The organism is Haloferula sargassicola (assembly GCF_040362925.1).
In the GTDB taxonomy this organism is placed as follows: domain Bacteria; phylum Verrucomicrobiota; class Verrucomicrobiia; order Verrucomicrobiales; family Akkermansiaceae; genus Haloferula; species Haloferula sargassicola.
In genome coordinates, this window is sequence record NZ_BAABRI010000010.1 from 1 (window position 1) to 20276 (window position 20276).

20 protein-coding genes are annotated in these 20276 nt (G+C 65.4%); 5 read left to right on the forward strand and 15 right to left on the reverse strand.

The features are described from left to right. Nucleotides 1-78 precede the first annotated feature (78 nt). The 4 genes from ABXH26_RS09895 to ABXH26_RS09910 all read right to left on the reverse strand — a co-directional run bounded on the left by ABXH26_RS09895 (nucleotide 79) and on the right by ABXH26_RS09910 (nucleotide 2297). Nucleotides 79-234, reverse strand: coding sequence for a hypothetical protein (locus ABXH26_RS09895; RefSeq protein WP_353566900.1), 156 nt, complete (start codon nucleotides 232-234; stop codon nucleotides 79-81). Between the two features lie 121 nt (nucleotides 235-355). Next, nucleotides 356-775, reverse strand: coding sequence for an acyl-CoA thioesterase (locus ABXH26_RS09900; protein ID WP_353566901.1), 420 nt, complete (start codon nucleotides 773-775; stop codon nucleotides 356-358). A gap of 255 nt (nucleotides 776-1030) precedes the next feature. Further along, nucleotides 1031-1441: a DUF2452 domain-containing protein gene (locus ABXH26_RS09905; protein WP_353566902.1), complete on the reverse strand. Its 411-nt coding sequence runs from the start codon at nucleotides 1439-1441 to the stop codon at nucleotides 1031-1033. 94 nt (nucleotides 1442-1535) lie between these two features. Beyond that, nucleotides 1536-2297 (reverse strand): type II secretion system protein, encoded by a 762-nt coding sequence (locus tag ABXH26_RS09910; protein WP_353566903.1) that lies wholly within the window; start codon nucleotides 2295-2297, stop codon nucleotides 1536-1538. Here ABXH26_RS09910 and tilS point away from each other — a divergent pair. Next, nucleotides 2296-3405 (forward strand): tRNA lysidine(34) synthetase TilS, encoded by a 1110-nt coding sequence (tilS, locus tag ABXH26_RS09915; protein ID WP_353566904.1) that lies wholly within the window; start codon nucleotides 2296-2298, stop codon nucleotides 3403-3405. The genes ABXH26_RS09910 and tilS overlap by 2 nt on opposite strands. A 32-nt stretch (nucleotides 3406-3437) precedes the next feature. Beyond that, nucleotides 3438-4328, forward strand: a complete 891-nt coding sequence (locus ABXH26_RS09920) for an alpha/beta hydrolase (protein WP_353566905.1) — start codon at nucleotides 3438-3440, stop codon at nucleotides 4326-4328. A gap of 1 nt (nucleotide 4329) precedes the next feature. On the opposite strand, the gene argF is transcribed toward ABXH26_RS09920, so the two are convergent. The 9 genes from argF to alr all read right to left on the reverse strand — a co-directional run bounded on the left by argF (nucleotide 4330) and on the right by alr (nucleotide 14476). Then, entirely contained in the window at nucleotides 4330-5235 is a 906-nt protein-coding gene (gene argF, locus ABXH26_RS09925; RefSeq protein WP_353566906.1) for an ornithine carbamoyltransferase, read from the reverse strand. Further along, nucleotides 5232-6470, reverse strand: coding sequence for an aspartate aminotransferase family protein (locus ABXH26_RS09930; RefSeq protein ID WP_353566907.1), 1239 nt, complete (start codon nucleotides 6468-6470; stop codon nucleotides 5232-5234). Before ABXH26_RS09930 ends, argF begins: the two co-directional genes overlap by 4 nt. 37 nt (nucleotides 6471-6507) lie before the next feature. Further along, the gene (locus ABXH26_RS09935; RefSeq protein WP_353566908.1) at nucleotides 6508-7386 is read right to left on the reverse strand and encodes a DMT family transporter; all 879 of its coding nucleotides are present in this window, start codon (nucleotides 7384-7386) and stop codon (nucleotides 6508-6510) included. 708 nt (nucleotides 7387-8094) lie between these two features. Next, nucleotides 8095-8694 (reverse strand): hypothetical protein, encoded by a 600-nt coding sequence (locus ABXH26_RS09940; protein ID WP_353566909.1) that lies wholly within the window; start codon nucleotides 8692-8694, stop codon nucleotides 8095-8097. A gap of 218 nt (nucleotides 8695-8912) precedes the next feature. Beyond that, nucleotides 8913-9818 carry an AAA family ATPase gene (locus ABXH26_RS09945; protein WP_353566910.1) on the reverse strand — a complete coding sequence of 302 codons (906 nt, stop codon included), beginning with the start codon at nucleotides 9816-9818 and terminating at the stop codon, nucleotides 8913-8915. A gap of 15 nt (nucleotides 9819-9833) precedes the next feature. Next, complete coding sequence (gene purN / locus ABXH26_RS09950) at nucleotides 9834-10412, reverse strand: phosphoribosylglycinamide formyltransferase (protein WP_353566911.1); 579 nt, start codon at nucleotides 10410-10412, stop codon at nucleotides 9834-9836. Between the two features lie 54 nt (nucleotides 10413-10466). Beyond that, nucleotides 10467-12539: a prolyl oligopeptidase family serine peptidase gene (locus ABXH26_RS09955; protein WP_353566912.1), complete on the reverse strand. Its 2073-nt coding sequence runs from the start codon at nucleotides 12537-12539 to the stop codon at nucleotides 10467-10469. A gap of 66 nt (nucleotides 12540-12605) precedes the next feature. Beyond that, the gene (gene fdhD / locus ABXH26_RS09960; RefSeq protein ID WP_353566913.1) at nucleotides 12606-13376 is read right to left on the reverse strand and encodes a formate dehydrogenase accessory sulfurtransferase FdhD; all 771 of its coding nucleotides are present in this window, start codon (nucleotides 13374-13376) and stop codon (nucleotides 12606-12608) included. Between the two features lie 5 nt (nucleotides 13377-13381). Beyond that, nucleotides 13382-14476, reverse strand: a complete 1095-nt coding sequence (gene alr, locus ABXH26_RS09965) for an alanine racemase (RefSeq protein WP_353566914.1) — start codon at nucleotides 14474-14476, stop codon at nucleotides 13382-13384. Between the two features lie 114 nt (nucleotides 14477-14590). Between alr and ABXH26_RS09970 the strand changes: the two genes are divergently transcribed. Further along, the gene (locus ABXH26_RS09970; RefSeq protein ID WP_353566915.1) at nucleotides 14591-14794 is read left to right on the forward strand and encodes a type II toxin-antitoxin system HicA family toxin; all 204 of its coding nucleotides are present in this window, start codon (nucleotides 14591-14593) and stop codon (nucleotides 14792-14794) included. Then, nucleotides 14791-15012, forward strand: a complete 222-nt coding sequence (locus ABXH26_RS09975) for a pilus assembly protein HicB (RefSeq protein ID WP_353566916.1) — start codon at nucleotides 14791-14793, stop codon at nucleotides 15010-15012. Before ABXH26_RS09970 ends, ABXH26_RS09975 begins: the two co-directional genes overlap by 4 nt. Here ABXH26_RS09975 and ABXH26_RS09980 read toward each other — a convergent pair whose 3' ends face one another. Both ABXH26_RS09980 and ABXH26_RS09985 read right to left on the reverse strand, forming a co-directional pair. Further along, nucleotides 15013-16503, reverse strand: coding sequence for a DUF7133 domain-containing protein (locus tag ABXH26_RS09980; protein ID WP_353566917.1), 1491 nt, complete (start codon nucleotides 16501-16503; stop codon nucleotides 15013-15015). It abuts the gene before it with no gap. Next, nucleotides 16500-17360 (reverse strand): hypothetical protein, encoded by an 861-nt coding sequence (locus ABXH26_RS09985; protein ID WP_353566918.1) that lies wholly within the window; start codon nucleotides 17358-17360, stop codon nucleotides 16500-16502. Before ABXH26_RS09985 ends, ABXH26_RS09980 begins: the two co-directional genes overlap by 4 nt. Before the next feature lie 189 nt (nucleotides 17361-17549). Between ABXH26_RS09985 and ileS the strand changes: the two genes are divergently transcribed. Then, the gene (ileS, locus tag ABXH26_RS09990; RefSeq protein ID WP_353566919.1) at nucleotides 17550-20276 is read left to right on the forward strand and encodes an isoleucine--tRNA ligase; all 2727 of its coding nucleotides are present in this window, start codon (nucleotides 17550-17552) and stop codon (nucleotides 20274-20276) included.

Consider the following 20276-nt stretch of genomic DNA (forward strand, 5'->3'; position numbering starts at 1 on the left):
GCCGCGCCCTCGTCCTCTGCTCCGAGCGACAACGCGGGGCAGAAGCAAGCTTGTCAGAAAGCCACCAACCGATGAATCTCAACCCGACCGGCTCCCACCGATTCTAACGATCTGAGGGACATCCCCGAGGTATTTGGTGACCAGCAGCAGGGCGAGCATGGCCGCGGAGGGCAGCCCGCCGGCCAGCGGAGTGGCGGGTGCGGGGGGCGACCACGGGCGGCAGCGGCCGGGCATCCTTGCGTCGGAAGACCGGGCGTATGGTGCGCGTGATGAAAAACTTCGCCGGCTCCACGTCGAGCTGGTCGGTGATCTTCTCGCCGATGCGCTTGTGGGTCGCAGAGGAGTGGGGTTCGAATCAGGAGCAGTGGGCTTCTAGCTTGGCTCGAAGAGGGCTTGGAAGCGGGCTGGCAGTAAATCGGCCCTGGTCGCGCACGACATGGGCGACCACGATTTTCCCCTCCGCGAGCAAGGTGGATTCGTGGAGAATCTCGAATCGATAGTGGATCGACGAGCGCCGCACTGAGGTTACAAATTGCTGAATGACGAGCTCCTGTCCGAAGCGAGCAGGCTGGCGGAAGTCGCAGCTGGCATGAACGCGTGGCCAAGTGGCCTCGGGCCCGACTTTCAAGTAATCGAGATCCGGGGCCAGGCTGCGAGCGAACGCGTGCTCGCATTTCTCCATGTAACGAAAGAAGTTGGAGAAGTGAACGATCCCCGCCATGTCGGTTTCGTGAAACTCCACAAGATGGCGGATCTGGCAGGCGGGCTCAGGCATGTTTCGACTCCACGAAAGCGCGGATCGGCTGCGTCGGCCAAACAATTCGCGCCGAAGGCGGGTCGCCGATCGGGAGTCCGCTCCCAATGGAGGGAAATCAGAGAATTCCAAGCATCCGCAGGACGTGCGTGGCCGCACCGGCGAAGGCGATGATCAGGAGCACGATGAAGAATTTGATGCTCAGTTCGATCTGGGGGCGGGTCATGGCGGGGCGGTGATAGGATGGGCGGGCAGGGGAGGAAAGCGAAAACGTGCTCAGGTCGAGGTTTGGAACAGACTGGCGGGGTCAAGGCTCGGGTTCACCTCCACCAGCTGCCACTGCCGATCCACATTCAGCCGCACCGAGGCGATGTGGGAGAGGTGCCATTCGTGGGGAGGAATCATGGACAACTGCCGGCGCCCACGAGCTTCGTAGAGGTGGTAGGTGTTCCCGACCACGGGTTCGAATTGGATGTCGGATTCATAGACCAGCTTGTTCCAATTGAAGTGGTCGATGGCGGCCCAATAGGCCTCGCGGAGCTCGACAAGTTTCTGAGCGAGCTCGCTTTCGACCTGGGAAATTCCCCGGCTCTTGAAATTGCTGAGGTCGGTCGGGGTGATCCGGGGACTCAGGGTCGAGACGGGGTAGGGGATGAAGGCGGTGTTTTGAACCGGATCGTCACTCATGACCGAAGTGGAATTTCCGCGGTGCCGGTGCGCAAATGAAAAACCGGAAGGCTTCCGCCTTCCGGTCTGGGAGTTCAAGGAATGTTGAGGGCGATCACTCGAGTTCGAGATCGTCACCGGAGGTGGTGGAGCCGGCTCCGGTGCTGACACTGCCCGAACCCATTCCGGTGTCGGGCGCCTTCATGACCGGGTTGACGTTGCCCCAGACGGAGCCTTGGCCGTTCTTCTGGAGGGTCTTGCCACCACCAATCATGACCATGTTGTTGTCCTCACGAATCGGAGGAGCCTCAACGCTGTTGTCGAGGCGGAGGATGACCGCCTTGCCACCGTACGGACCGGGGTCGAAGGTCCAGTTGGTTTGGGCATCGAGCAGCGGGGTGGCAAGAACCGGGCGGTTCGAGTTACCGGTGCTGTTCTGACCTTTTTCCGCCGAAAGCATGATGTAGCCGAAACCGACCTCACCTTGGGACAGGGCCTTGCCCGGGGAGATGTCCTTGTCGGGCTTCCGGGTGTAGGGAGTCTTGGTGTAGAAGATGTCTTCGTTGTCGGCGCCGTAGGCGATGATCTGGCGGAAGTAGTCGTTCGAGGTGTTGCCCGACAGGTCCAGCTTGGTGCCCATGGCGTCCTTGACGGCTTGGGCGGTGGTGTTGTCCGGGAACGAGCCGAATTCCTGGTCGAACTCGATCAGGTACATGCCGACTTGCTTCGCGTTATTGATGGCTTGCGTCCGGTCGGCCGCCTTGCGTTGGCGGAGGACCATCGGTGCCGAGAGGCCCGCGAGGGCCGCGATGATGACGATGACCACCAGAAGTTCCACGAGAGTGAAACCTCGGCGGCGCGAGTTGTTGTTTTTCATGGCTTTATCTTTTGTTTCTATGGTTTGGGGAACGGGTTCCCCGGTTTTTATGGGCCCGGGAAAGCAAAGCTGCCCGAGTCAGTTCAAGCTATGCCGGGCAAGGGGCCACACAAGGAGAAAGATTGTCGCGACCCGTTCGCTTCTTGCCCGCGCGCCGGGGACAATGAAGATGGCCCGGATGCTTGAAGAGCCAGGGTGGTTGCGGCACGCGGACAAGGAAGCGGGCTATCTGGTCGGTGTCTCCGGCGGGGCGGATTCCATGGCACTGCTGCACTTCCTGATGTCGGCTGGCTTCAAGCGACTGGTAGTCTGTCACTTGAACCACAAGTCGAGGGGCGAAGAATCCGATCGGGACGCGGATTTCGTCCGCGGAGTGGCTGCCGGGATGGGGATGCCGTTTGAGCTGGGAAATTGGAGTCATGCCGGTGGGTCATCGTTTGAAAATGCCGCCCGCGAGGCCCGGCACCGTTTTTTTGCGGAATGCGCGCAGGGCCATGGGGTCCGGAAGGTGCTGCTGGGGCACCATGCCGACGACCAGGCGGAAACCGTGCTCTGGAACCTGATTCGTGGCAGCTATGGCCTTTCGGGGATGACGGAGAGCCAGAGGCTGACGGTTTCGGGGGTGGAAATGGAGCTGATCCGTCCGCTGCTCGGAGCCAGGAAGAGCGAGCTGCGGGCTTGGCTGGAGGCGCGTGGACTGCCGTTCCGGGAGGACCGGACGAATCTGGAACCGGTGACGGTCCGCAACCGGCTGCGCCTCGAGGCATTCCCGCTGCTGGATGAAATCGCGGGGCGGGATGCCGCCGCGGCCATGGCGCGAGCCGCATCGGACGGCCGGGAACTTCAGGAGATCAAGACGTGGGCGGTGGAGCACGCGGCGGCCGTGGACCCGCAAGGCCGCCTGCATGTCCGGCGGCTGATGGAGCTGCCTGAGCCCGTCCGCCGGGCCTGTGTTTTCGACTTCCTCAGGAACGCGGGGATCCCGGATCTCGATCGGGCGGCGGTTGATCGGGTGCTCGCCATGCTGGAGCCCGGCGCGCCGTCGAAAGTGATGCTCGCAGGCGGGCGTGTGGTCCGGCGCAAGGAGGCGCGGCTTCGTCTGGATTGAAAAAGCGGAGCGCGGGCGCTGTATTCAGAGCCATGAGAAGGATGCTGATCGGTCTGGTGTTGGTGGGAATGACCATGGCGGCGGAATGGACTCCGCTCTGGGAAACGGAGGCCCCCGGGGCTCCGAAGCCGGCGGAGGGCACGGAGAAGGTGGGAGATCGCGCGGCCTATACGGACATCGGGCAGCCCCAATATTTTCTGCATTCTGCCGAGGGGAAAGCCACAGGCCAGGGCGTCGTGATTTTCCCCGGCGGGGGCTATACGGTGGCGATGATGGATCACGAAGGCCACGAGTTCGGCCAGTGGCTGGCCGGGCGGGGCATCACGGCGATGGTGGTGAAATACCGGGTGAGCGGCCGGGACGAGCTGGGCTATCATTTCCCCGTGCCCTATCTCGACGCCCGACGCGCCATCCGCACGATGCGGGCGCATGCGGAGGAGTGGGGCATCGACCCGGGAAAAATCGGCGTCATGGGTTTTTCCGCCGGCGGCCACCTGGCAAGCCTGTGCGCGACAAAATTCGATGAAGCCTTCGATCAGGAAACGAAGGACAAGATCGACCAGCTGAGCTGTCGGCCGGATTTCGCGGTGCTGGTCTATCCCGTGATATCGATGGGCGACATCACTCACCAGGGATCCCGGCGCCGGCTGGCCGGACCGGATCCATCGAAGGAACTTTTGGAGGCTCTTTCGACCGAAAGACAGGTGTCGGAGAAAGCCCCGCCCTGCTTCCTGCTGACCACCTCGGACGACATGGTCGATTGCCGCAACAGCCTCCGTTTCGCCGAAGCGTGCAAGGCTCACGGTGTGCCGGTCGCCCTCCACATGTTTGAGCAGGGCGGCCACGGCTACGGGCTCCACGGAAACGGAAACCTCGCCGTGTGGCCGGAACTCTTGGAGGCTTGGCTGAAGGCCCGGCGCTGACTCAACCCCGCGCCACGGAGGCGAGTGCGGCGAGGACGGCCTTCTGGGCGTGGAGGCGGTTCTCGGCTTGCTGGAAGATATTGCCGGCGTGGGCTTCGAGGACTTCCTCGGTGATCTCCTTGCCGCGGTAGGCGGGGAGGCAGTGGAGGACGATGTGGCCGGGCGCGGCGACCTCGAGCAGCTCGGCATTCACCTGATAGGGGCCGAAGGCGGCCTCCTTTTCCGGGTGGTCCTCCTGGCCCATGGAAAGCCAGACATCGGTGTTGATGACGTGGGCGCCCTCGACGGCTTCGGCAGCGTCGGGGGTGACGCTGATGTTCGGGGCGTTGAGCTTCTGCAGGAACCCGGCGGTGGGCGCGTAGTCGGGCGGGCAGGCGACGGCGAAGTCGAAGCCGAGCTTCTTGGCGGCCCACATCCAGGAGATGGTCATGTTGGAAAAGCCATCGCCGACCCAGGCGATCTTCTTGCCTTCCCATCTGCCGAGTTTTTCCCGGATGGTCAGCAGGTCGGCGAGGATCTGGCAGGGGTGTTCGTCGTCGGTCAGCGCGTTGATGGTCGGGATGCCGGAGTATTCGGCGAAGTCGACGATGTCCTGCTGCGCGTAGGTCCGGATGACGGCGCCGTGGACCATGCGACCGAGCACGCGGGCGGTGTCGATGATCGGCTCGCCGCGGCCGAGCTGGATGTCGTTCTTGGAAAGGAACATGGGCGAGCCGCCGAGTTCGCGGATGCCGACCTCGAAGGAGACGCGAGTGCGGGTGGACGACTTGGTGAAGATCATCGCCCAGGTCTGGCCTTCGAGCGGCTTGCCATCGCGGCCGCGCTGGCGCTTGAGCAGCTCGGCGCTGTCGAGCAGGCGGAGGATTTCCTTGTCGGTGAGTTCTTCGATGGTGAGGAGGTTTTTCATGGCTGGGAAATGAGGGTGTCGAGGGTGGTGCGGACGATTTCGAGGGCTTCGGAGACTTCCGATTCGGAGACGTTCAAAGGGGGCAGCAGGCGCAGGGTGGCGGGGCCGGCGGGCGGGGCGAGCAGGCCGTTTTCCAGCAGCTTCGCGGAGAGGTGGATGGCGGGGAGCTTGCCTTCGGGCACGGTCATCTTTTCGACATCGAGGCCGATGCCGATGAGCAGGCCGAGGCCGCGGACCTCGGTGACGAGCGGGTGCTGCCACGAGACGACGACCTCGGAAATCTGCGCGGCGCGGGCGCGGACGTTGTCGATGAGTTTCCGGTCGGCGATTTCCCGCAGCACGGCGAGCGAGGCGGCGCAGGCCAGCGGACTGCCGCCGTAGGTGGTGCCGTGCGAGCCGGGGCCCATGAGGGAGGAAAGCGGTTTTTCGCCATCGATGAGCCGGTCGGAGAGCCAGAAGGCACCGATGGGGAAACCGCCGCCCATGCCCTTGGCCCAGCTGATGCCGTCGGGTTCGAGGCCGGGGACGATCTCGCGCCAGGCCATCGGGTCACCGCAGCGGCCGAACCCGGCCTGCACCTCGTCGAGGAGCAGGAGGAGGTCGTGTTTTTCGCACAGCGCCTGCACGCCGAGCAGGAACTCGGGGGTGGCGACGTTGACGCCGCCCTCGCCTTGGACGGGCTCGAGCAGAATGGCGACCGTCTCGGGCCGGATGGCGGCGGTGAGCGCGTTGAGGTCGTTGAAGGGCAAGTGCCGGAAGCCGGGGAGCAGCGGGTCGAAGCCTTCCTTCACCTTCTGTTGGCCGGTGGCGTTGATGCCGCCGAGGGTCCGGCCGTGGAAGGATTGGTTGAAACTAAGAACCTCGTACTTCGGCGAGCCGTCGGGCTGCGGCCGGGCGTGGCCGAACTTGCGCGCCGACTTGATGAGGCCGTCGTTCGATTCGGCACCGGAGTTTGAAAAGAAGACTTTTCCCGGAATCCGGACGTGGTCTTCGACGATCGTGCGCGCGAGTTCTTCCTGCTGCGGGATGTGGTAGAGGTTGCAGCAGTGGATCAGCGTGGCGGCCTGCTTGCGGATGGCATCGACCAGCGGCTGCGGCGAATGGCCGAGCGCGCAGACGGCGATGCCCGAGCAGAAGTCGAGGTAGGCCTTGCCTTGGTCGTCCCACACGCGGGTGCCCTCGCCGTGGACGAGGGTAACGGGGAAACGGCCGTAGGTCGGAAGGATGTAGGACATGGGGAAGGGCGCGGTTTAGGCGGGTTGGCGGTGGATTTCAAGTCGCGGCCTTGGTTTTGGGCGCGGCGATGACCCGCCAGGTGGCGAGCAGCGTCAGGCCCGCGCCGGCGGCTTCGAGCAAAGTGAAGGTTTCGTGGAAAATGGCCCAACCACCGATGGCGGTGACGAGCGGCAGCAGCATCTGGATCGAGGATCCGCGAGCGACCGAGAGCGTGCGGTAGGCGTGGGTCATGGCGAGCTGGGCGATGGCGACGAGTGCCGCGGCGAGGGTCATCAGCAGGAAAGGACCCGCCGGCAGCGAGATCGACGGCCCGGCGGCGGGCCCGACGGTGAAGAGCACGCTGGCGAGGCACTGCGAGGCGTAGATGGTGGCGGTGTTCTCGGTGTGGCGGAGCTGGCGGATCAGGGTGATGACGCCGCCCGCCGCGATGGCTCCGGCGAGGGCGAGAAGATCGTATTTTCCGATGGCCATCTCGATCCCGCCGCCGAGGAAAACGAGCAGGCCCGCGAAGCCGGCGATCATCCACGCCCAGGATCGCGCGGGCAGGGTTTCGCCGAGCCAGATGGAGGCGAACAGGCAGCCGAAGATCGGGTAGCTGAGGTTGATGATGACCGCCCGCCCGGCGCCGAGTTTCACGACGGTGATGTAGAGCGCGAGGATGCCGAAACCGCCGAGCAGGCCGCGGACGATGAGCAGCGGGTGGGTGAACAGGTGGCGCGGCTGGAAGCCCTTGCGCCAGAAAAACAGGGCGACCACGAGCAGCCCGACGACGCCGCGGAAGAGTGAAGCCACCCAGCCATCGGCCGCGGGTACGGCGAGGGAGAGCCCGCGGATCAACAGGGCATTGGCGGCGAAGGCGACGACGGAGCCGAGCATCAGAGTGATGCCGGTCTTTTCGGACGGGGTGGTGGTCATGCGGTTCGGGTGCTGCCGCGAGGTCCCGGGAAATGAAAAACCCGGCGAGCCTGGAGGCAGCCGGGTGGGTGGTGGAGTGGTCGTTTTCCTGATCCCATCACACGCCGGCGGGCCCGAGCCAAAGGGCAAGGGCGACGAGACGGCGGAGGTGACGCTTGGTGATCAAGGCGCGGGAGGGATAATGGGGGGAAGACGGCATGGCAAGGGTGGAGTGGGCAAGAGGCTGCACGTCGTTCCCCCTTCAGGGGGTTGCGGAGAGCGGGGGTGTGATGGGGCGCTCTGGCAGTGCGGCCCCCTGAAGGGGGAACAACGTGCGGATGCTGGCGGAGTTCTCTGAGCGGGCAGAGGGCTGCACGTCGTTCCCCCTTCAGGGGGTTGCGGAGAGCGGGTTTGAGATGGTGCGCTCTGGCTGTGCGGCCCCCTGAAGGGGGAACAACATGCGGATGCTGGCGGAGTTCTCTGAGTGGGCGGAGGGCTGCACGTGGTTCCCCCTTCAGGGGGTTGCGGAGAGCGGGTTTGAGATGGTGCGCTCTGGCAGTGCGGCCCCCTGAAGGGGGAACAACATGCGGATGCTGGCGGAGTTCTCTGAGTGGGCGGAGGGCTGCACGTCGTTCCCCCTTCAGGGGGTTGCGGAGAGCGGGTTTGAGATGGGGCGCTCTGGCAGTGCGGCCCCCTGAAGGGGGAACAACATGCGGATGGTGGCGGATCTCAGAGCTTGGGGTCGTCCCATTTTTGGCCGTAGTGGCCGAGGGGGTGGGTTCGCCAGATTTGCTCGGCGTTTTCGCGACCCAACTCGGTTAGATATGAGGCGGCGCTGGACCACGGCCAGTCGGTCCATTTCTCGACGTAGCCGTGATGGACCGGATTGTGGTGGATGTAGTTGAGCGTCGCCCAGAAGTGGCCGGAGCTGCGAAGGCGCCGGTCGGAAATGCCGTGCCAGACTTTCCGACCGCGGGTTTGGTCGTCGGCGTTCCAGCGGAATGAGGTGCGGCCGTGGTGACGAGAAAGCTCTTTCAGCAGGAACTTGAGGTCGTCGGTGCGGATGAGGAGGTGGTAGTGATTCGGGAGAATGCACCAGGCGGCGGGCTCTTCGGGGAGAAGGGTGAGGAGCGAGTCGGTGAAGTCGTCCAGGCGTTGAGGATCGCGACCGATGTGGGGCTGGTGGTTGTAGCAAGCGGCGGCGATGTGGTAGTGGCGGATTTCCTCGCTTCTAAAATGGGGAGGGCGGTGCCAGGGGCGTTGCTGTTTCTGTCGGAAATGGAGAAGCTCGGCGCGCTGGGAGGGGGTGAGACGGCGCCAGAGGTACATGGGTTTGGGAGGCTGGGTGAATGGGGGGTGTGTGGAATGCCCTGGCTGTGCAGCCCCCTGAAGGGGGAACAACGTGCGGATGGGGGCGGAGTTCTTTGAGCGGGTCGGGGGCTGTAGGTAGTTCCCCCTTCAGGGGGTTGCGGAGAGCGGGTCGGCGATGGGGCGCGCTGGCAGTGCGACCCCCTGAAGGGGGAACTACGTGCGGATGCTGGCGGAGGTCACGGGACCGGAGTGTTTTCCAGGGCGGAGCGGATGAGCGGGAGGGGGTCGGAGGCGTCGGCGGGGATGAGGCGGTGCCGCAGGACGGCGGGGAAAACGCGCTGGATGTGATCGGGATGGACGGCGGCGGCTTCGTCGAGGAAAGCCGCGGCGCGGGCGGCTTGCAGGACGGCGAGCGAGGCGCGGACGGAAACGGCGGCGTCGCTGCCGGCGAGGCGGCGGAGCGATTCGCAGAGCTCGACGATGTAGGCGGCGAGGCTGTCGGAAATCGCCAGGGCGCGGACCTGCTGCTGGAGGTCGAGGATTTCCGCGGGCTGCAGAAGGGCATCGGGCTCGGTCCCGATGCGGCCGGCGGCGTGGTCGACCAGGATGCGGCTCTGCGTTTCCGCGGGCGGCAGGCCCATGCGGATGGAGAGCAGGAAACGATCGAGCTGCGGTTCGGGGAGCGGGAAGGTGCCGTGCGGGTCGGTGTCGTTCTGGGTGGCGATGACGAGAAAGGGCTCGGGCAGGGCGCGGGTGGTGCCGTCGAGCGTGACCTGGTGCTCGTTCATGCACTCGAGCAGCGCGCTCTGGACGCGCGGCGAGGTGCGGTTGATTTCATCGGCCAGCAGGCAGTGGGCGAAGACGGGTCCGGGGATGAACTCGAAATCCCCCCGGTCCATGCGGTAGAGCGAGTAGCCGAGCAGGTCGGCGGGAAGCAGGTCGGGCGTGAACTGGACGCGCTTGAAGCGGCCGCCGATCGAGCTGGCGAGCGTGTGGGCGAGCGAGGTTTTTCCGATGCCGGGCGGGCCTTCGATCAGGGCGTGGCCGCGGGCGAGCAGGGCGATGAGCAGGAGCTGCGCGGCGTCTTCGGAGCCGAGGACGGTGGCGGTGAGGCGCGCTTTGAGGTGGAGGAGCGACTGCATGGGCGGGCGGGCCGGTTAGAGCCGGCGTTCCGATTGGAGAAGGCGGATGGCCTCGGGGTAGAGGCGGTGTTCCTCGACCTGGATGCGGGCGTGGAGGGACTCGGGGGTGTCGTCAGGAAGAACAGGAACCTTGGCCTGGAGGATCACCGGGCCGGTGTCCATGCCGGCATCGACGTAGTGGACGGTGCAGCCGCTTTCGGTGGCGCCGGCCTCGACGGCCTGCTTCCAGGCGGCGACGCCGGGGAAGGCGGGAAGCAGGGCGGGGTGGATGTTGAGAATGCGATCGGGAAAGGCGTCGAGCAGCGGTTGTTTCACCAGGCGCATGAAACCGGCGAGGCAGACGAGGTCGCAGCCGGCCGCCTTGAGGGCGTCGGCGGTTTCCTGCTGAGCCTCCTCGGGGAACCGGGTCTTGAAACCGCGGCAGTCGATGAGACGGGCGGGGATGCCGTGGTTTTCCGCGCGCTGGAGGATGTAGGCACCGGGGACGTCGGAGAGGACGAGGGCGATTTCCGCGTCGAGCGTGCCGGCCCCGATGGCATCGAGGATGGCCTGCATGTTGGAGCCGGAACCGGAGCCGAGGATGCCGATGCGCATGGCCGGACGCTAAGGGGCGCCCGCGGCCGACCGAAGTGCAAAGTTTTCGCCCGCTCAGGGCTTGAGGTTGGCCTCGAGGAAAGCCCACTGGTCGGCGGAGACCTGGATCACCTTGTCGAGTGCGGTGCCCGCCCCGTGGCCGGCGCTGGTCTCGATGCGGATCAGCACCGGCGGGCCGTCCTCCGCTTGGCAGGCCTGGAGCCGGGCGGCGAACTTGAAGCTGTGGGCGGGCACCACGCGGTCGTCGTGATCAGCCGTGGTGACGAGCGTGGCCGGGTAGCGGGTGCCGGGCTTGAGGTTGTGATAGGGGGAAATCTTGAACAGGCTGGCGAACTCTTCCGGATCTTCTGGATCGCCATAGTCGCTCTTCCACGCCCAGCCGATGGTGAACTTGTGGAAACGCAGCAGGTCCATCACGCCGACGGCGGGCAGGCAGGCGCCGAAAAGATCAGGCCGCTGGGTCATGCAGGCACCGACCAGCAAGCCGCCATTGCTGCCGCCCTGGATGGCGAGGCTACTAGGCGTGCAGTAGCTTTTCTCCTGCAGCCATTCGGCCACGGAAATGAAGTCATCGTAGCTGGTCTGCTTCTTCAGCCGGATGGCGGACTCGTGCCATTCCTTGCCAAACTCGCCGCCGCCGCGGATGCAGGCCATGGCGAAAACCCCGCCGCGTTCCAGCCAGACGGCGCGGGAAACGGAAAAGCCGGGCGACATGCTGATGTTGAAGCCGCCGTAGCCGTAGAGCAGCGTGCGGTGGCTGCCGTCGAGCTTGAGGCCCTTCTTGTGAACGAGGAACACGGGGATCTTCGTGCCGTCCTTGCTGGAAACGAACACCTCCTTGGTCTCGAAAGCGGAGCCGTCGAAATCGATCTCGGGCGTTTTCCACAGCGTGCTCGTCCCGCTTTCCAGGTCGTATCGGAACACCGCGCCGGGGTCGGTGAAGCTACTGAATCCGTAGTAGGTGAACTTGTCGCCGATCCGGCCGTGGAAGCCGCCGGCGGAGCCGATGCCGGGAAGATCGACCTGGCGTAGGAATTCCCCGTGCAGGTCGTGGACGGCGATCTCCGTGTGAGCGTCGTGAAGATAAGTGCACACCAGCTTTCCACCGACCAGCGAGAGGTTGTCGAGCAGGTCGTCGGTCTGCGGGATGACTTCCTCCCAGTTCTTACGGTCGGGCTTTTCCACATCGATCGCGATGACCCGGTAGCGGGCGGCGTCGAGATTGGTCAGGAAGTAGAACTTGCTGCCGATGTTTCCGGCGAAGCCGTAGCTGGCATCCGCCTGGTCGAGGAGTTCCACGGTCTCGCCGTCCGAGATCTTTTGGTAGAACACGCGGTTGTCGGTGGAGGTGCCGTCGCTGACCTGGATGATCAGGTAATCGCCGTCGTCGGTGACGGAACCGGAGAGGTTCCAGTCCGGCTGATCGGGCCGTTCATAAACCATCCGGTCATCTTGTTGAGGCGTTCCGATCTTGTGGAAATAGATCCGGTGGTTGCGGTTGCGCTCGGTGAGGGCGGCGCCGTCCCCGGGTGCGGGGTAGCGGCTGTAGAAGAACCCGCTGCCGTCCTCGAGCCACGACATGCCGCTGAACTTGACCCACTTCAGCTCATCTTCGAGGTCCTTGCCGGTCGAGACATCGCGGATGCGGATTTCATTCCAGTCGCTGCCGCCGCGGGAAAGCGACCACGCGAGCAGCTTGCCGTCGCGGCTCGGTTGGTAGTCGGCGAGCGATACCGTGCCGTCGTCGGAGAGCGTGTTGGGATCGAGCAGGACCCGCGGCTCGGCGTCGGGCGCGGCGGCGGTCATCAGCACGCTCTGGTTCTGCAGGCCGGAGTTGTGGGTGAAAAACCATTGTCCGCCCTGTTCTTCGGGCAGGCCGAAACGCTCGAAGTTCCAGAGTTTTGCCAGGCGTTGCTTGATTTCATCGCGCTCCGGCAGGCCGTCGAGGTAGGAAAAGGTGACCTTGTTCTCCGCCTCGACCCAGGCCTTGGTTTCCTGGGAGTTGTCATCTTCGAGCCAGCGATAGGGGTCGGCCACCTGGACGCCGTGGAGGGTTTCGACAAGGTCGCTGGTCTTGGTTTTCGGGTAGTCGATGGCGGAGGCGAGGGCGATCAAGGGTGCGAGCATGGGTCGTGGCGGAGCGTAGCATGGAAACGGCCAATCGCTCTGGAACTTGTCGGAAAAGTCCCGCCGCTAGCAGCGATCAAGCCCGCCGGCGTAGAGGTTGAAGCGGGGCGGGCGCAGGAAGCCGACGAGGGTCTGGCCGGAGCGGACGGCGAACTCGACCGCCAGCGACGAGGGCGCGGAGATGGCGGCGACCAGCGGGATGCGGGCACCGAGCGCCTTCTGCATGATCTCGAAGGAAACGCGGCCGGAGACCAGGAGGAAGGTGTCTTCTACGGCGAATCCAGTAGCAAGCGCGTGACCGACGAGCTTGTCGACGGCGTTGTGGCGGCCGACGTCCTCGCGCAGGGCGAGCATTTCGCCATCGGCATCGAAGAGTGCGGCGGCGTGGAGGCCGCCGGTGGTGTCGAAGGTTTCCTGGGCGGCCCGGAGGCGTTCCGGGGCGCCGAGCAGGGCGGCCGCGGGGAAACGGCGGGCGTTTTCCAGCGGGGCGAAGCCGGCCAGGATGGCGTCGATGCTGGCCTTGCCGCAGATGCCGCAGGAGGAGGCGCTGTAGAGATTGCGCTGGAGGCGGGCGGGGTCGAACTCAGCGTCGTCGGCGAGGAAAACGAGGGCGTGGTTGTCCTTCGAATCGAGGTCGATGCGGCGGATGGCGGCCGTGGATTTCAGGATGCCCTCGGTGACCAGGAAGCCGCGGACGAGGTCGTCGTCGTGCCCCGGCGTGCGCATCACGACGGCGACCGGACAGCCATCGAGCGTGATCTGGAGCGGCTCCTCGACCGCGACCCGCTCGTCTTTCAGTGAGCCATCGGCAGCGCGGGCGGGAACGAGGCGGTCCATGGGTATCAGAGATGAATCCGCGTGACGCGCGGGGTGATGCCGGTGAGGATTTCCCAGGCGATGGTGCCGGCCTTTTGCGCGATCTCATCGACGCGGATGTTCGGGCCGAAAAGCTCGACTTCGTCGCCAGGTGCGACGTCGGAGCCGGTGACGTCGACCATGATCTGGTCCATGGTCACGCGGCCGAGCAGCGGGAAACGCCGGCTGCGGATGACGACCTCCGCGCCTTGGCCGGAGAGGTGGCGCGGGTAGCCATCGCCGTAGCCGATGCCGACGGTGGCGACGGCGGTCGGGCGGGTGGTGACGAAGGCACGGCCATAGGAAACGCCGTGGCCGGCGGGGAGCTGGCGGACGACGGACACGCGCGACTTGAGCGTCATGACGTTGCGCAGCGCGTCGCCGTGGCCGGGTAGCGGGGAAATGCCGTAGAGCATGAGGCCGGGGCGCGCGAGGTTGCAGGGGCCGCGGTCGTAGCCGAGCAGGCCGGCGCTGTTGCCGAGGTGGATCCAGCGGAAACGTTCGGCGCCACCGAGCAGGCCGACGATTTCCGCGAAGCGGGCGGCCTGGCCGCGGGTGAACGCCTCGTCCTCATCGGCGCTGGGCAGGTGGGAGCCGATGCCGTCGATCACGAGGCCGGGCATCGCGTCGAGGTGCGGCATGGCGGCGGGCAGGTCGGCGGGGAGGAAGCCGCCGCGGCCCATGCCGGTATCGACCGAGATGTGGCAGGTCAGCTTTTTCCCGGCCGCGGTGGCGAGGTCGGAGAAATGGCGGGCCTCATCGAGCGTGGAAAGGCAGGGCACCCAGCCGCGGTCGACGATCTCCTCGCGCTCGCCGGCCCAGGTCGCGCCGAGCAGGTAGATGGGCGTGGAAACGCCGGCATCCGCGATACGGCGGGCCTCGCCGACGTTGGCGACGCCGAAGAAGGCGACCTCCTCGGTGGCGAGGAAGCGGGCGATTTCCTCAAGGCCATGGCCGTAAGCGCCGGCCTTGAGGACCGCCATGACGCGGCAACCGGAACGTTCGCGGGCGACTTCGAGATTGTGTTTCAGGGCGGAAAGCTCGATTTCCGCCCACGCGCGGGGTGGGGAAACGGGGTGCATGGGTGCGGGAGGAGGGGAACCGCAAAGACGCCAAGGCGCAAAGGAGAATTGAGACTTCGCGAGATTGCAGTTCGGGTGCTTGCGGAAGCCGGGAGGCATGGGTAGGCTGTGAGCGTGCCACGAAAGATCCGGGAGCTCGTCGAAGACCTTCATGCTGCCGGGTTCGAATTGGTGTCGGGGGCTGGAAAAGGCTCACATCGGAAGTTCATTCATCCCGATTTTGCCGGGGCCGTGACCCTGAGCGGCAAGTCCGGCGACGACGTGAAACACTATCAGGAAAAACATGTCAGGAAGGCCATCGAAGCTGTGCAAGCATGAAGACGATCGACCGGTATCACAAGTGGGTGGAGTGGAGCGAGGAGGATCAGGTCTACATCGGGAAATGCCCGGATTTGATCACCGGGATCCACGGGGATGATCCGGTTCAGGTTTATCGGGAGTTGTGCGAGGTGATTGAGGACCTCATCCAGCACTTCGATCAAACCGGGAAGCCTCTGCCGGCCAGCCGAACCCGGCCGATGATGGAAGTCGCCTGATCAAGGCAGGCGCGTGACCTGGTAGTAGAGCGAGCCGGCGTCCAGCAGGGTGCCGTCCTCGGCGACGAGCTTGCCGAGCTTCAGGTGATGGATGCTTCCCGGGCGGGCCTTGGTTTCGATCACCAGCTCGCGGCCGCTGCGGTCGAGTTCCACCTTGTCGAGCTTGAGCTTGGCTTCGTCGATCTTCGGCGAGCCGTAGTCCTCGTGATACTTGTAGTCGAAGCTCTCGATCTCAGGCTTGCCGGCATCCTTGAGCGGGCGGTTGAAGGAGATGCGGAACCGCTGCCGCGCGCCGGCTTTTTCCAGATGGACGCCGGTGACGGTGAGGACCTGGGAGGGGGCCGCTGGCTTGATTTTGAAGAGCCCCTCGTCGCCGGCCCATGACAAGTGGGTTTTGCCGATCCACAACGTGCCGTCCTTGGAAAAGGCGAGCCGGTGGTTGCCGGCGCCGAGCGGGGTGCCGTCGAACATTGGGATCAGCGTGCCCTGGGTGAAGCCATCGACCTCGTCGGCCAGAAAACGGACCAGCCGGGGTTGGTTCATTTCCCCGATCAGGGTCTGGCCGGCATAGGGGCCCCAGTTTTCCGGGATGACCACGGGTTGGGTGGGCGAGTTCGCGAGATCGCCTTGCGGAAACCGGGCCGTCTCCTTGGTGCGCATGTCGTCGAGCTTGGAAACGGACATTTTCCGTGGGTCGCCGCCCTTCCAGTCCTCACGCCACACGAGCGACGCGGGATGGCCGTAGAAGCCGCCCTTTTCCACGACATAGAGCGGCGAGGTCCCGCGCCAGTCGCCCTGATTGTCATCGACGAGCAGCCGGCCTTCGGCGTCGAAACCGATCCCATCCGGCGAGCGGAACCCGCAGGCCCAGGGCTCGGCTTTCTTGCCATCGGGCGAGAGCCGGATGACCCAGCCACGGTAGGGGACGCGCGAATACATCCGGCCGGCCTTGCCGGAGCGGTCGCGCCATTTGCCGTCGTCGACCATCTGCTTGAAATCCAAGTCGCCGGGCTCCGACCACTCGCCGCGGATTTCCGGGCGGACGCCGGCACCGTTCGAGGCGACGTTCAGGGCGATGAAAAGCGAGCCATCGGGTGCCCTGGCGGGGCCGAAGGCGAATTCGTGATAGTTGCCCGACATGCCGAAGCCATCGAAGACGGTCTGGTAGATGTCGGCCTTGCCGTCGTGATCCACGTCGTTCAGGCGGGTCAGCTCGGCGCGCTGCATGACCAGCAGGCTGGAATCGCTTTCCGCCAGCAGCCCGAGCGGCTCCTGAAGACCTCCGGCGAACGGGCTCCAGCTCTCCGTTTCCGGATCGAAAATCATGACCTCGCCGCGGTGGAAGGCCACGGCGACCTTGCCGTCCGGGAGCACGTCCAGGCCACCGACCTGGGGATCGACCCCGGACGGATTCGGCATCGCGTCGAAGGTGAAGGGCTCCGCGGCCGCCGCGGCGGAAACGAGAAGGGCGAGGGAAAACAGGCGCGTCATTTCCAGCGGTAGGTGAGGGTGAAGGACTTGGCGGCGGAGGCATCGAGGCGCAGGCTGCCGGTGGAGGAGCTGACCGTGATCTTGTCGGGCGCGGTGACCTTGAGCGCCTTGGCGGGCGAGGTCTCGAAGTGGCGCTCGATGCCGGTGCCATCGGCCAGGGGCGTGATTTTTTCGGCGACCTTGGTCTTCCCGCGGAGGAAATGGAAGGTCGGCAGGCCATCGTCGCCGATCTCGTAGCCCATGAACTTCGGCGGCGGCTCGCTGCCGATGACCGCCCACTGGAGAGGGAAATCGTCCTCGCGATAGACCACGTTTCCGCCGAGGCGCGCGATCGAGCTGCCATTGCCCTTCCAGTACGGCCAGCCGTCGATGAAGCCGCCCTGCCAGACGTAGCGCAGGCGGCACTCCGCCGCATCGAAGCAATAGGAAAGGTCGCCAGGCAGGGCCACGGCGATCGCGGCCGGCGAGGCATCGGGCAGGAAAATCCGCTGCACCTGAGGCCGACGCACCATCGCGGCGGGCATGGCGAAGGGGTCGGCGTCGGACTTCTTGATCTCCGACTTTCCCTCGGCGGTTTCCAGGATGTAGGGCAGCAGGCTGCGTAGCGTTTCCTCGCCGAGGTGGGCCATGGAGGGCATCTCGATCGCCCCGGGGCGCTTGGGCTCGGGCTGCAGGCACCATTTCACGAACTCGTCCGGTCGCCCACGGTAGATGCCCGAGATTTCCACCAGCGAGGGCCCGACCACCATCCGGTCGACCGCGTGGCAGGCGGAGCAGTTCATTTGGAAAACCTGGGCCGGTTCCTGGGCCAGGGCGGCCGCAGGCAGGAGGGTGATCGGAAGCAAAAAACGTCTCATGAATCAGCAGTGCGCCGGAGCCCGGTGCGAACGGTGGTCGTCCGGGATTCCTTTCACCCACCCTGGCGAGATCGGTGTCCGATACCCGACAGCGGCCCTGTCCGGCCCCTTCAGATCTTGGATTTTACGAGCACTCCCCCGCAGTTGACCCGGCCGGATGGCGTTGCTAGTGTCCGCGCCCTTTTCCTCATGAGCGCCGATTACAAAGACACGGTCCTGCTGCCGCAGACGGATTTCCCCATGCGGGGCGATCTCGTCGCGCGCGAGCCGGAGCGACTCGCCCGCTGGGAGTCCGATGGTCTCTACGAGCGCATCATTTCGCGCCGCAAGGCGCAGGGCGCGCCGAAGTTCGTGCTGCATGACGGCCCGCCTTTCGCCAACGGCGATGTGCACATGGGCACCGCACTCAACAAGGTGCTCAAGGACCTGGTCGTGAAATCGAAGACCATGGCCGGCTTCGAGGCACCTTTCGTGCCCGGCTGGGACTGCCACGGCCTGCCGATCGAGTTCAAGGTGGTCAAGCAGGCGCAGGGCCTCGAGCCCGCCGAGATCCGCCGCCGCTGCACCGAGTTCGCGGAAAAGTTCATCGACATCCAGCGCGGCTCCTTCAAGCGCCTCGGCGTTTTCGGCGACTGGGAAAACCCCTACCTCACCATGAATCCGGGCTACGAGGCCGGGATCGTGCGCGTGTTCGCGAAGCTGGTGGAGGACGGCGTGGTTTACCAATCGAAGAAGCCGGTCCAGTGGAGCTACGGCGCCCACACCGCCCTGGCCGAGGCCGAGGTGGAGTATCAGGACAAGGTCTCGCCCTCGATCTACGTGAAATTCGCGCTCACCCCGAGCGCCGCCGCGAAGCTCGGCATCGGCAACGCCTCGATCGCGATCTGGACGACCACCCCGTGGACCCTGCCGGCCAACCTCGGCGTGGCGGTGCACCCGGACTTCGACTACATCGTCGGCCAGTTCGACGGCGGCGGCCGCAAGGAGATCCTGATCGTGGTCAAGGAGCTGGTGGAGGCCCTGACGGAAAAAACCGGCATGCGGCTGGTCACGACCCTCAAGGAATTGAAGGGCCGCGAGCTGGAGAACCTTTCTGCCAAGCACCCCTTCCTCGACCGCGAGTCGAAGATCATCCTCGGCCAGTTCGTCACCACCGAGACCGGCACCGGCGCGGTCCACATCGCCCCCGGCCACGGCGCGGACGACTACTCGGTCGGCCAGCAGTACGGGCTCGGCGTGCTGTCGCCGGTCGATGACGACGGCCTTTTCACCGACGAGTGCGGCCTGCCCGGTCTGGTCGGAAAGCACGTGTTCCAGAGCAACGAAACCATCATCGAGCTGCTCGAAGGCAAGGGCGTGCTGCTGGCCCGCGAGGACTACCAGCACAGCTACCCGCACTGCTGGCGCTCGAAGACACCGATCATCTTCCGCGCGGTCGAGCAGTTCTTCATTTCCCTCGATACCCTGCGCCAGACGGCGCTCGACGAGATCGACAAGACCGAGTGGCTGCCCGCGTGGGGTCGCAACCGGATCTACGGCACCGTCGAGGCGCGGCCGGACTGGTGCATCAGCCGCCAGCGCACCTGGGGCGTGCCGCTGCCCGTGTTCTTCGAGGACGGGAAAGCCGTGCTCTGCGCCGAGACCGCGCGCAAGGTCGCCGACCTGGTCGAGAAGGAAGGCACCAATGTCTGGTTCGAGCTCTCCGACGAGGAACTCTGCGAGCGCCTCGGCCTGAAAGCCGGCCTGAAGAAGTGTCGCGACACGCTCGACGTGTGGATCGACTCCGGCTGCTCGCATGTCTCGGTTTTGGAAAAACACGACGAGCTGCACGTGCCGGCCGACCTCTATCTCGAGGCGACCGACCAGCACCGCGGCTGGTTCCAGAGCTCGCTGATGATGTCCGTCGCGTATCGCGGCACGGCGCCCTACAAGTCGGTGCTCACGCACGGCTTCGTGGTCGACAAGGACAAGAAGAAGCTCTCGAAGTCCGAGGCGGAAAAGGCCGGCAAGCCGATCGACGCCGCGCACTTCTACAACAAGTACGGCGCCGACATCGTGCGGCTCTGGGTTTCCTCCGTGGACTGGCAGAACGAGGTCCCGTTCGGCGAGGACCTGTTCAAGCAGGTCGCCGAGCCCTACCGCCGGCTGCGCAACACGCTGCGGATCCTGCTGGGCAACCTCGACGGCTTCGATCCGTCCAGCGACCGCGTCGCGGCGAGCCACATGCCGGTGCTCGACCAGTGGATCCTGGAAAGGCTGCACGCCGTGGTGGGCGAGTGCCGCAAGGCCTACGAGCGCTACGAGTTCCGCAAGGTCTTCAACGAGCTCAACCAGTTCTGCGCCGCCGAGCTGTCGGCGGTCTACATCGATGCGACCAAGGACCGGATGTACTGCGACCTGCCGAAGTCGGTCCGCCGCCGCGCGAGCCAGACGGCGATGTACGATGTCTTCAGTAGCCTGACCCGGCTGCTGGCGCCGATCCTCGCCTACACCGCGGACGAGGCCTGGGAGTTCGCTCCTTTCACCGAAGGCAGCGTGCACGAGCAGGATTTCCCCGAGCCCGACCCGACCTTTGCCGGCGACGAGGCGACGAAGAAGGTCAGCCGTCTGCTGGAGATCCGCCACGACGTGCAGCAGGCGATCGAGGAGCAGGTGAAGGCCAAGGCGTTCAAGAAGAACAACGAGGCCGCCGTCACGCTGGTCGTGAAGGAGGGCGAGGCGGTCTATCCGCTGCTCAGCGACGAGGATTTCGCGAAGGAGTTCTTCATCGTGGCCGAGTTCGACGTGTCCGCCGGCGCGGAGTTTTCCGTGAAGGTGGCGAAGTCGGAGAACCCGATGTGCCCGCGCTGCCGGCGTTACGAAGAGCTGGTCGGCGAAGTCTGCGAGCGCTGCGACGGGGTCGTAGCCCAAGCCTGA